This is a genomic window from Ruegeria sp. CL5, from assembly GCF_056536485.1.
The window spans coordinates 351669-363028 of record NZ_JBQFPS010000001.1 but is presented as its reverse complement, the minus strand read 5'-3'; the positions used below and the strand labels follow the sequence as shown (position 1 = coordinate 363028).

Genomic DNA, 11360 nt, shown 5'->3' with positions numbered 1-11360 from the left:
TGAATTTTATTTGAAGGAGGAATTTCGATGGTAACTTTCTCACACGGTCTCGTGCGTATCGCGGTTTGGAACCTTGCGGGTTTCAACCCGTTTAACACAAGTCTGGGCATACCCGCCAATAGTGAGCGGGTCATCAACCAGATTGAAGGCTTGGCCCTGCTTGATGCCGAGTTGATCACGCTGGTCGAGGTTAGCCCTATAGAACATATCAACCGGTTGGCAGCGGGTTTGGCGGACAAGGGCTTGGATTATCAGGTCAAGATCCTGCAGCAACCCAACGGCAACATCCACATTGGATTTCTCCACAAACCAGGGGTTTCGGTGACGGAGCTGGAGTTGATTGACGGTTCGGAAGGTGATGATTCCGGCGGGCGTCAGGCCCTTATCGCCGATGTGCAGGTCGGCAAGTTCAAAGCCAAACTGATCGCGGTGCACCTGAAATCCGGCCGTGACCGGCCTGAACAACAGATACGTGATAGCCAATGTAAGATCATCGGTGCCAAGATCGCCGAAATCCGAGCGACACCGGGCCTGACTCAGCGCACGATCCTGCTGATGGGCGATTTCAACATGATCCCCGGTCAGGACGTCAGCAATTTCCACCATCTTGGTGGGGATGACATGATGGACTTTGTTTCGTGCTGGGATTTGCAAGACCGGTTCTCGCATATTTTGGAAAAGGGTCGCGCCAACCTGCTGGACGGGTTCGCTGTTTCGCGAACCTATTCCACCGACTATGTCCGCGGCAGCCTGCGGTTATTTCCGATGCACTGGACGATGAATATGGGGCGCGAGGCGTTCAAAGACGAAGTGTCTGACCATCTGCCATTTGTCGCCAGCTTTCGTATATTTTGAGCCACCTGTTTTTACGAATGGGGCCTTGCGCTCGGTTCAGAAATTCGCATAAGTCACCTCTACCGGAGAGGTGGCCGAGTGGTCGAAGGCGCACGCCTGGAAAGTGTGTAGGCGGGAAACCGTCTCCAGGGTTCGAATCCCTGTCTCTCCGCCACTATTTCAAGCTAAAATTTAGCGGGTGCTTAGCTGCCCAGTTGGTCTTCATTAGTTTGATAACAACGCAACGACTTGACTTGTTTCAGATCTTTGTCGCGTCTTCGAAGGCAATGAAACAATAAGAGATCGACCTGTCGGACAAGAGCGCGAATGCGCAAGCAGAAGCGTTTTGGATTCCAGTGCGTCTTCGATCAGACACAGATGCCCCATCAGCAAACCAGCCGATGCTTTGGCTTCTTCTACAGCAAGGCTATATAGCGAGAACTGCGGGCCGCTTGCGTAAATTTGCAAATCAAAGCCCACATTTCGGGACCACGTGAACCAATCGTCGTTCCAGGTCTGGTCGTGCAAAATCGGTATCTCTCGAAAATCGTTTGAACAGTGCGCGCGGTCCAGAAGTGTAGGGGCGCAAACTGGCGCGATTACGTCTTTTGCCAAGGCAATTTGGTTTGACGAGCCGTCAGGAACTGCGAAAAATATCGACAGATCAAACATCTCTCGCGAGAGACTGGGCGGAGTTTCCATAGCGGTGACAGAGAAATTGATCTCCGGCAATTCTTTTCGGATCCGTCGCAATCGTTTTGGAAGCCAGAGCTGGGCAACGGCGGGCAGGGCAGCGATATGAAAATCAGCGTTTGGTTTGAGGTCACGCAGGGCACGGGCTGCATCAGCCATTTGATCAAAGGCAGCGGAGAAAACCGGGACAAGCGATTGCCCCTCAGGCGTGAGTTCAACTCCTTGCGCGTTGCGTCGAAACAGCGGTGTACCGGCCCAGCCTTCCAGTGCCTTGATATGCTGCGAGATCGCCCCGGGCGTGACGTTCAATTCTTCAGCTGCAGCAACAAAGCTGACGTTTCTAGCCGCCGCTTCAAAGGCCCGCATCGCATTCAATGGAGGGCCTTTGGGGCGCTTGGGGGCAACACTCATTGCACTAGCCTTAGTTTTTCTACACCAAGAAATATCATTTCTGCTTTGCGATGTCACGCGACTGCCGCCAAAGTGGCAAAAACTAGGAGGATGTCAGATGACACTTGCACAAAGAGACTGGGTGCCCACCGCAAGCGAAGCACTGGTTCAAGATATCGCAAAAAAGGCGGAATCGGCATCTTCAGATGACCTGATGGTGCGGATCGAGCATCTTGCAGAGGAAAACCGCCGCATACACGAGCAAGAGTGCTTTAACCTGAACCCTGCCACAAATGTCATGAACCCAAAGGCCGAGGCGCTTTTGTCTTCGGGGATTGGGTCGCGGCCCTCGTTGGGCTATCCCGGTGACAAATATGAAATGGGTCTGGAAGCAATCGAACAGATCGAGGTTATCGCGGCAGAGCTTTGCGCCGAGGTTTTTGATACTCGGTTCGCTGAGGTCCGGGTGCCCTCTGGGGCGATTGCCAACCTCTATGGCTTTATGGCGACCTGCAAAGCTGGCGACACTATCATAGCTCCACCTGGATCAATTGGGGGGCATGTGACACATCATCTGGCGGGTTGCGCGGGTCTCTTTGGCCTGCGTACCGTCGAAGCTCCTGTTTACGCTGATGGCTATACCGTCGATCTGGATCAGTTGAGAGCGTTGGCAAAAACCGAACGACCAAGGCTGATTACCATCGGCGGCAGTCTTAACCTGTTTGAACATCCCGTCGCCGAAGTGCGTGCGATAGCTGATGAAATCGGTGCCAAGGTTATGTTCGATGCGGCCCATCAATGCGGCATCATCGCGGGGCGCGCTTGGTCCAACCCGTTGAAAGAGGGTGCACATTTCATGACCATGAGCACTTACAAAAGCCTCGGAGGACCGGCTGGGGGCCTGATCGTAACGGATGACGAAGAAATCGCAAAGGCGCTGGATGCAATCGCTTTCCCTGGTATGACGGCCAACTTCGATGTGGCCAAAACTGCGGCGCTTGCTGTCACGATGTTGGATTGGAAAGCGTATGGTTCTGCCTATGCGATTGAGATGATTTCGATGGCCAAAGCTCTCTCCAACGCATTGGATACAAAGGGTGTTCCCGTCTTTTCCGGATCACAGGGCTTCACCAACTCTCACCAGTTCGCGGTATTGGCTACCCCATATGGAGGAGGTCAGGCAGCATCTAAGCTGCTTCGCAAATGCGGGTTCCTCGCTTGCGGTATTGGATTGCCGGTGGAGTTAGTGGAAGGCGATAGGAACGGTCTTCGTATCGGCACACCAGAACTGGTGCGGTGGGGCATGACCTCTGGGGATGCCGAGCGTTTGGCTAATTTGATAATGCGTGGCCTGGGCGGGGAACAAATCCAGTCAGAGGTATCCGCATGGCGGCGTGAATTTGACACGCTGCATTTTGTGAACTGAAAACAGGATGGCCGACCAAGTCGCTGAACATTGTCGGCCCTACCAACCTTCGTTGGTTGAGCCAATGCAAACTGCCTATCGCAGATCAAAAACGGTAGGTAGCACCCAACAGCGGACCGGATTGATCAAACTTAAAGTCGTTACCATCGATGTCGTGGTCAAATGAGATATAGCGATACCCACCCCGGATCAGCCAACGGTCATTGATTGCGTAGTCGGCAGTTAGAAGAACTTGCCATGTTTCGCTCCCGCTCCGGAAACCGCCATAATCAACAAACCCGGTGCCAGACCATTTGTCCGAGAACCTGATGCGTGCGCGGGCACCAATCACAGGATCAGTCCAGCTTGCATCGACCGTTGTTCGGCGCCCAGGAGCAGCACCGGGTTGCAGGTCGAATTCAGTTTCAGTGCTGAACCACCTAAAGCCGCCGACGATATCAACATATGCGTCTTGATCGTCATAGACCCGATATCCTGCATATCCGCTCAGAAACTGAGTGGTGAAAGAGGTGTCCAAGCCCGAGCTCGCCGGGCCAGGTGTGTCGCTGCTGAAAGACAGGTCTGTATAATTGTAGTCTGCCAGGAATGACCAACGCCCATTGGTCGCTCCGAATGCAGCCATAAAGGCAAAGTCCAAATTCTCCAACGCGTCGGAAAAGCTTAGCGTGCCATCTAATGTGCCCAGCGGGGTATCCAGCGACGTTTCTGTTTCCGGCATGAACAGGTAGATTGAGGCCTCGTATGACCAGTCGGACTGTTGGGCCGAGGCCATTGACGCCATTGCGCCCGCCAATGAGATTCCAAGGAGTGGTCCTCTCCAATTTCGTGTCGCACCCATTATTGCTCTCCCATCAAAGATCTTGTTTCCAATTTTCGTTACTGTGCAGCGAAAATCCGCGCAGTTTTGACTTGCGGTCAGGCTGCTTCATCCTCGGTTTTGCCAGAACCAACGCCAACACGATTGATATCAGTGCTGGGAAAGAACTCGGACCAGACATGCCAGAATATGCCTGCACGTAGAGTTTCGACCCGCTGCAGTTGCCCTTGATCAGACATTCCCCAAAAGTCGCATTTGGTCACGGGTTGCCCACTGTCATTGTACCAGACGCCTAAACTTTCAAATTTGGGATCAAGGCTGACGACGACATCCCGACCTCCGACCGTTGCGTTGACGATCCAATCGTTGTCGACGACGAAATCATCGGTCCAGCAGGTGGCATCCTGCCCAATGGTAATCCCCCAGACATAGGTTTTATTCGGCAACCGATCGTCTGAACGATCCATGTTGTCCATCACCGGAGCGTCTTCCTGATGTTGACGGCCAATCCCCCACCCAAAGGTGATTTCGGTCATCATATCAAGCAGGCGCAGCAATGGGTTTGGGGAAGGTTCATTCAGGAAAACCTCTCCATCCGGGTAGGCTTTCTGAAAGCCGCGAAATGTCATCCGGTAGGTAGGCCACGGTTTCATCCGGGCCTCGGGCCGGAGAGGGCATGCGAGGCCATCTGTGTTTGGATTCTGGTCCGCTTCACGAAAGCCATATATCTGCTGAATCGGCTCGCCGCTTTCGTTGTCGCGCAGGATCAGGTTATTGCCGTGCTGGGCGAGAACCTCGAGATTCAGGCGCTTACCCTCTATTCTTGGAGTGTACCCCTGACCAAGATTGGCCATGGCACAATACGTCATGACGACGTCTTCTCCACCAAGCCCTTTTTCATTACCGGCAAGATGCGGTCGCATGATCTGCGCGTCGGGGTGTGCACGAGCGTGGCTGTTGTTGTCGATCACCATCACGGGCGCGGTCGGCCCTACGTATTTACGGGCCTCGTCAATAGGGAAGTACTGCGCGGTATTTAGTTGGTTTCTCAGCCCCAGATGAACCCAGACGTAGGGGAATCCATAGAAGAAAAGGACCAGCACTGCCGACACCAGCCACAGCCAGAACGGACCTGCACCAAGTATGAAATGTACAAGAGTTGCGACAACAAATGCCCCCAACCCAATGGCGATCAGGCGATATTCATGACGGATGAAGCGCACCATGTTCTCGCGCTTCACCTTCAGCAGCATCTGGGACACATCGCCAAGATCTCGGAAATAGATGAACCCGATTCCGAGTGATCCGATCAAACCCAGTGCAAACAGAAGTAGTCCAATCATGTCATGATCCTAAAGTCTTGAGCGCGTGATTTCCGTTGCACGGTGTTATTGCTGAGGGGATTGGCGTTTGATCAGGAAAGCCTCGACCGCTTGCTGGGTTTCGGGGCGGATGTTCTCGATCCCTTCATATGGCACACCATAAGCTGGCGCGGTGTCGGGAAATTTCTCTTTGCGGGCCATGTGGCGGCCAAGAATGCGTGCGAATTCCTGCCCTCCCCAGGCGCCAACCTCGGTCGAAACTGAATATTCCTCGCGTGTATCTCGGTAGAGATCAAAGAACTTTGCCAGAATAGCGCTTTCGCCAGGTCCCGGCAGTTTCAGCTTAAGCTGGTCCTTCACGATCGCCTCGGGTTTGTTCACGGAATAGACGATGACGTGATCGCGTCGGGCCTTGGATTCGTCGGCAAACAACAGGGCGGCAGATTGGTCCACGCCATCCACCAGACGATCCCGCGGAATGTACTGATCTGCCCCAGCAAAACGCGACAGCGTTGTATAGAGGTCCGAGACGTGGATGATGCTGTTGAGCAACCCGTCAGCCTCGATCATGCCGGGCCAGCGGATAAAGGCGTCAACGCGGATACCTCCCTCGGTCGTGTCGCCTTTGCCGCCCGCATAGATCAGCGGGGTGAACCCGGATTGCGGCGCGTATTTGGTGAAGTGGCCGTTATCCCCCATGACCACAACCACGGTGTTTTCCGTTAAGCCCAGTTCTTCGATGCGCGCAAACAAGTCGCCCAGCCACTGATCCAGTAACTGCATCTTGTCGACATACAGACCACCATTCACGCTCTCTGGTCCGGAACGTCCGGCCCGGGTGTTGTCCAGCGGGATCATCGGCCAGTATTGCAGGAAAAACGGGTCTTCCCCACTTGCGAGGCGATCCAGTTCTTCCATCGTCTTGTCTTGAAACGCCTGGTTCATCTCATCGTATTTTGCAGCGTTCCAGCGCTCTCCGGTTTCCATGCGAATTTCGCGGATCGGCCCGCCGGTTTCCCCTTCGATGACTGTCATCATCGCGGCCGAGTCCGGCCGGAACCAACCGTCCAGCGTGTATTTGTCGTCATAGTCCTGGATTGCGACCGAGACCTGTTCTTTGATCGCATCATCATTGAAGATCGTTAGCTGGCCCTGTTGGTGGATGGCGTGCTGGGCATAGTCAAATCCCTGATTCATCGCCCAACTTTCGGCGATATCACCCATGTGCCATTTGCCTACATGGCTGGTCGCGTAACCCGCCTGTTTCAGAATCTCGGCCAGGGTGACCTCGTTTTCCGGCAAGCCAAACCCGGCAATGTCAACCGTTGTATCGCCCATACCCATGCGTACAGGCAACCGTCCGGTCATCTGCGCCACGCGGGTCGGCGTACACGAAGGTTCGGTATACATACGCACCATTCGCATGGCCTGATCCGAAAAGTCGTTGATATTCGGCGTCTCATAACCTCGCACCGCGTTGAGTTCGGGTATGCCCATATCGCCGAAGCCCATATCGTCGATCAGAACGCTGATTATGTTCGGGGGCTGCCCATTGTTACGGCCACGAAAAGCGGTCAGAGCATCATCAACAGCGGTATCATCCTGCACCCATTGTTCTGCGTGTTGTGCTTGCAGAATGTAAAACTCGGCATCGTGTTGGATTGGATTGTCTTGTGCCGACGCGGCCTGCGCTGCAAGGCTGACAAACAAAGCCAATACCCCTGAAATCTTCATCCCATATCCCCCGGTCATCTGCTTGGTGGAAGGCAAACGCTTTTGCAGCGGCCGTCACATTTAAACATTATCATATGTAAACAAGATTTTCTGTAGATTTCAATTCTGCCAGCCCATGAACACATCGCGGGTCAGTTCGGATTCCGGGCGCAGGTTGTCGATACCCTCATAAGGGATGCCTCGCCCGATCTCGGAATGCGGATGTTTGGCGATCATTTTCTGATGGCGTTTGATCATGTCCTGAAACGAAGCTCCGGCCCACAGCGAGTACCCAACCAACGGGTGCAGTTCACGTGGGTCGCGATAGATGTTGAAGGTCGGGGCTGCCGCACCGGGTTGGCCGGGCGCGGGCAGGTGCATCTTGAATTCCTGTTTGACCACCGAGCGCAGAACAGGGCCTTCGTAGACATATACATAGTCGCGTCGACCATGACCTTCTCCATTCAGCAACAGCGCTGTCTGATCGATCCCGTCGATAATGCGGTCACGTGGGATATGATCAGTCGCACCTGCAATCCGCGCCATGGTGGTGTAGATATCCGACACGTGAAAGATATCACCGGCTGCGCTGTCCGCTTCGATCACGCCGGGCCAGCGTATGAAAGCGTCCGTGCGTACGCCGCCTTCCAGATGTTGGGTCTTACCACCGCGATAGATCAGCTGATTAAGGCCTGAGGTTCCCTCGTAGTGGTACATCAGCCCATTGTCGGCCATCAGTACCACAATCGTATTGTCGGCTTCTCCAGTCTGTTCAAGCTTGGTCAGAAGATCACCAATCCATCCATCCAGCAGCTGCAGTTTGTCGGCGTGAAAGCCACCATTGCGAGAGAGCGCCTTATCCGCATAGACAAAATTAAGGGGGTAGAGAGGCCAATATTGCAGGAAAAACGGTTCTTCTTCGGCTGCAGCACGTTCTAGCTGCTCAAGGGCCTGACGTTGATAGCGTTCGTTCATCTCTTCGTATTTGGCTTGGGTCCAAACCTCGCCCGGTGACATGTCCACCTCACGGGCAGTGCCGCCTACCACGGCCTCAACCCCGGTCACCAAACCGTATGGCTTGAAACGTTCGTCCAGAAGAAACTGGTTGTTTTGCCCTTCGGGTACGTATCCGAGCATGTTATTTGCGCGCATCGCCTCGGGGGTCATAAGGCTTAGTTGAACCTGTTGATGCAGGGGAAACGCTGCCCAGTCGAAGCCCTGATTGTGCGGGTAGGCCTGTTCGATATCGCCTTGATGCCATTTGCCAACATGTACTGTGTTGTAGCCAACTTCCTTCAATATCTCGGGCAGGGTTACTTCACTGGCAGGCAGGCCTTCGCCCACCAACGCAACTTTGACTTCTGATACCCCGGCGCGGACAGGGTGGCGACCTGTAAGCATGGCAGTCCGCGTCGGTGTGCAGGATGGCTCGGTATACATGCGCATCAACGATAGGCCTTCGGTGGCGAACTGGTTGATACTGGGTGTCTCGATGCCCATCACGTAGTTCATCTTGCGGTCACCCATTTGACCAAAACTGATGTCATCGATCAGAATGTACAGAAAATTGGGTGGATTACCGCCATTCGCCTCGCGAATTTCAGCTAGCTTTGCGTCAATCTCGGCATCCTGCGCGTCCCATGCATCGCCAAATTGGGCGCGCAGAAAATTGAACTCGCCGTCGTGAATGATCGGAGACTGCTGGGCGAATGCCGCTCCGGTGGTCAGAATTAACGAAGACAGGATGGGTATTAGTTTCATTTTAATCTCCGGGTTTGCCAAAATTCTGAGGCATGTTTTGAGCTTCAACTATTCTGGTTTCGATACTGCAGCGCAGATCGGCGAGGGTTTCGGCCAAATCGGCCAGGAACCGAGTTTGCTGAGGCGTGTTTGAGGGCTGCAAAAGAGCGATTTCAGTAAAGATCTCTTGGTAATCCAGACATATCCGGTCAAATTCACTGTCCTCGGTGCGTAAACTTTGCAGAAGATTAGCGTGTTCAGGGAACTGATCCTCAATGAAATCACTATCGACCATCGGCAGGACTTTCGAAGCTGGTTGCTCGGTCAGCATGCGCTCCGCAGGAATTTTCTTGAACGTTATAAGCCGCATGCTACGGTAGCAACATGTCCACAAGTCCTTATTGTGAAAGGATAGTTCTTGACCGGCATGGGGGATGGGAAGCAAGACGACAATAAGCGTAACTTCTCTGCTGAAGATGTACGTGCTGCGCTTGAGCGTGTTTTAGACTCGGCAGGATTTAAGGGATCGGCCCGGATGCGGTCTTTCTTGACGTATGTCGTCGACGAGGCTCTTGCCGGACGGACCGATGAAATTCGCGCAAAAACGATCGCGATGGATGTTTATGGCTACAGCGCTGACGAGCTGACAAAACGAGAAGGCGTTGTGCGGGTAGATGCTGGTCGGATGCGACGAAAGTTGAAGGCCTATTACGGTGGAGCCGGCGCGTCTGATCCGATCATGATATCGCTGCCCGTTGGTCGTTATGCACCAGAGTTCAGACCGGGGACGCGCCAGCACCGAAAGTTAACAAATCTGTGGCGTATAAGTGTGATGTCGGCGATGGCTATCACCCTTGTTGCGCTGGGTGGCGTCGGAGGCACCGTCCTTACAAAGCAATGGCCATCGAGCGATGTAAAAGCCGAGCAGTCCGCGATCTATGACGTGTCTCCGGCGCGGGTCGAGGCGATGAATCTGTGTAGTGCCGGACAGGATGTGATGTTTCCGGTTGTTAACTTGCCGCGCCTGAAACCCGCGTTATTGATCTTTAAAACCGCGATTGAGCGTGATCCGCTATATTTCTGCGGGTACGCGGGGGCCGCTCAGGTCGAAACCATGCTTGCCATTCTTCAGTCTACCGATCCTGCAGCCACTGATATGCTTGCTGTGGCAGACGAAAACAGTGCTCATGCGCTGGAAATCGAGCCGGATGCGGCATGGGCACTTTCATCGCGCGCCTGGTTGGAATTCGGGTTGGGTAACTACGACAAGGCTACGGCGTTGTCCCGCAGGGCGGTCGATCTTGCACCAACAGATCCACATATAGCTGAATTTGATGCGCTAATCTCGCTCTACACAATGAACTTTACGTATATCATTTCGCAATCAGAGCGATATGAAAAACTGGCGGAAAGCAGCGGTGCGCTTGTGTTCGGGAATGTGCTCGGGTCAGCTCAATTTCATTCTGGTGATTTTACGGCCGCGATTCGAAGCTACGAAGATACTATCGCGCGTGGTGGCCCCTTCGGCCCGATTTCCGCGGCATATCTGATGGCGGCGCGCTGGAACAACGGAGAGCAGACTGAGGCGCGTCGGCTCGCAAGTGTTTACCAAAAGACCTGGCCCGATTTTCCACTGGAAACCTTAAAACGGCGGGTTTTCCAACAGCCACAACCGGTCGACGCACTTGTCGAAGCGATGAAAGCCGCTGGTGTAGTTATGGAGCGGGACAATGCGCCCCTGACAGCAGATTGACATGCTCTGGAATTGGCAATCCTGTTAGTCGTCCTGCGCGACCAGCCCCAAACCGCGTAGGTAGATACCGATCCCACTTTCGAGCAGGTCTTCAGGAGGGAAGGGAGAGCTTGCACCGGTATTGCGCGCATAAAGTTCAACGACACCGTGACTCATCGCCCAAATGTGAGCACTGAACATCGAAGCAGGGGGTCTTTTCTCTGGCGGTATGTGTTGAGACAAATCGCCAGCAGCTTTTTCCAGCACATTTTTTGCGCGATTGGCGGCGAGGGCCAATTCGGGCGTTCGGTTCAGGGATATACCGCTTTCGAACATCGCGATGTAGTGGCCTGGGTGCTTGCGCGCAAAGGCTAGATAGGCGCGCCCAGTGGCTTCAAATGCTGCCAGTGCCGACGGTTGCCCCTTGTCATAGGCAAATTGCATCAGATCAGCGAACATCTCAAAGCCTTGTCGCGCGGCCTCAGCAATCAGATCTTCGCGCCCTTCATAATGTCGATAGACCGCTGCGGGCGTCACCCCAGCCGTCTTGGCGGCCTCGGACAGGGTAAATCCGGTCGGACCTTTTTGTTCAATCAGAGACAAGGCAGCCTCGATCAGGGCCTGCTTCAGATTTCCGTGGTGATATCCGCGCTTTGTCATCCCGTCCTCAAGTGCTTATACGGGTATATATGC

The 11360-nt window shown here is 54.0% G+C and carries 10 protein-coding genes and 1 tRNA gene; 4 read left to right on the top strand and 7 right to left on the bottom strand.

Annotated features, from left to right (window positions below; translation table 11 throughout):
- Positions 1 to 27: 27 nt before the first annotated feature.
- Together ACR0IU_RS01835 and ACR0IU_RS01830 are read left to right on the top strand one after the other, a co-directional pair.
- Positions 28 to 855 (top strand): endonuclease/exonuclease/phosphatase family protein, encoded by an 828-nt coding sequence (locus tag ACR0IU_RS01835; protein WP_480715045.1) that lies wholly within the window; start codon positions 28 to 30, stop codon positions 853 to 855.
- Between the two features lie 64 nt (positions 856 to 919).
- A tRNA-Ser gene (locus tag ACR0IU_RS01830) sits at positions 920 to 1009 on the top strand.
- 50 nt (positions 1010 to 1059) lie between these two features.
- On the opposite strand, the gene ACR0IU_RS01825 is transcribed toward ACR0IU_RS01830, so the two are convergent.
- A complete protein-coding gene (locus ACR0IU_RS01825; protein WP_480715044.1) occupies positions 1060 to 1938 on the bottom strand; it encodes a LysR family transcriptional regulator in 879 nt (292 codons plus the stop codon).
- A 97-nt stretch (positions 1939 to 2035) separates the two neighbouring features.
- Here ACR0IU_RS01825 and ACR0IU_RS01820 point away from each other — a divergent pair, with 97 nt between their 5' ends.
- Entirely contained in the window at positions 2036 to 3343 is a 1308-nt protein-coding gene (locus tag ACR0IU_RS01820; protein ID WP_480715043.1) for an aminotransferase class I/II-fold pyridoxal phosphate-dependent enzyme, read from the top strand.
- Positions 3344 to 3428: 85 nt separating this feature from the next.
- Here the strand turns inward: ACR0IU_RS01820 and ACR0IU_RS01815 are convergent, their stop codons facing one another.
- The 5 genes from ACR0IU_RS01815 to ACR0IU_RS01795 all read right to left on the bottom strand — a co-directional run bounded on the left by ACR0IU_RS01815 (position 3429) and on the right by ACR0IU_RS01795 (position 9266).
- Positions 3429 to 4181 carry an outer membrane protein gene (locus ACR0IU_RS01815; RefSeq protein ID WP_480715042.1) on the bottom strand — a complete coding sequence of 251 codons (753 nt, stop codon included), beginning with the start codon at positions 4179 to 4181 and terminating at the stop codon, positions 3429 to 3431.
- A gap of 77 nt (positions 4182 to 4258) precedes the next feature.
- Positions 4259 to 5503, bottom strand: coding sequence for a DUF3179 domain-containing (seleno)protein (locus tag ACR0IU_RS01810; RefSeq protein ID WP_480715041.1), 1245 nt, complete (start codon positions 5501 to 5503; stop codon positions 4259 to 4261).
- 45 nt (positions 5504 to 5548) lie between these two features.
- On the bottom strand, positions 5549 to 7216 hold the full coding sequence (locus ACR0IU_RS01805; RefSeq protein WP_480715040.1) for a sulfatase-like hydrolase/transferase: 1668 nt from the start codon (positions 7214 to 7216) through the stop codon (positions 5549 to 5551).
- 99 nt (positions 7217 to 7315) lie between these two features.
- Positions 7316 to 8956: a sulfatase-like hydrolase/transferase gene (locus ACR0IU_RS01800; protein ID WP_480715039.1), complete on the bottom strand. Its 1641-nt coding sequence runs from the start codon at positions 8954 to 8956 to the stop codon at positions 7316 to 7318.
- Position 8957: 1 nt separating this feature from the next.
- Positions 8958 to 9266: a hypothetical protein gene (locus tag ACR0IU_RS01795; RefSeq protein WP_480715038.1), complete on the bottom strand. Its 309-nt coding sequence runs from the start codon at positions 9264 to 9266 to the stop codon at positions 8958 to 8960.
- Positions 9267 to 9362: 96 nt separating this feature from the next.
- Here ACR0IU_RS01795 and ACR0IU_RS01790 point away from each other — a divergent pair, with 96 nt between their 5' ends.
- The gene (locus ACR0IU_RS01790; RefSeq protein ID WP_480715037.1) at positions 9363 to 10688 is read left to right on the top strand and encodes a tetratricopeptide repeat protein; all 1326 of its coding nucleotides are present in this window, start codon (positions 9363 to 9365) and stop codon (positions 10686 to 10688) included.
- A gap of 24 nt (positions 10689 to 10712) precedes the next feature.
- Here the strand turns inward: ACR0IU_RS01790 and ACR0IU_RS01785 are convergent, their stop codons facing one another.
- Positions 10713 to 11327 (bottom strand): TetR/AcrR family transcriptional regulator, encoded by a 615-nt coding sequence (locus tag ACR0IU_RS01785; protein ID WP_170778851.1) that lies wholly within the window; start codon positions 11325 to 11327, stop codon positions 10713 to 10715.
- Positions 11328 to 11360 lie beyond the last annotated feature (33 nt).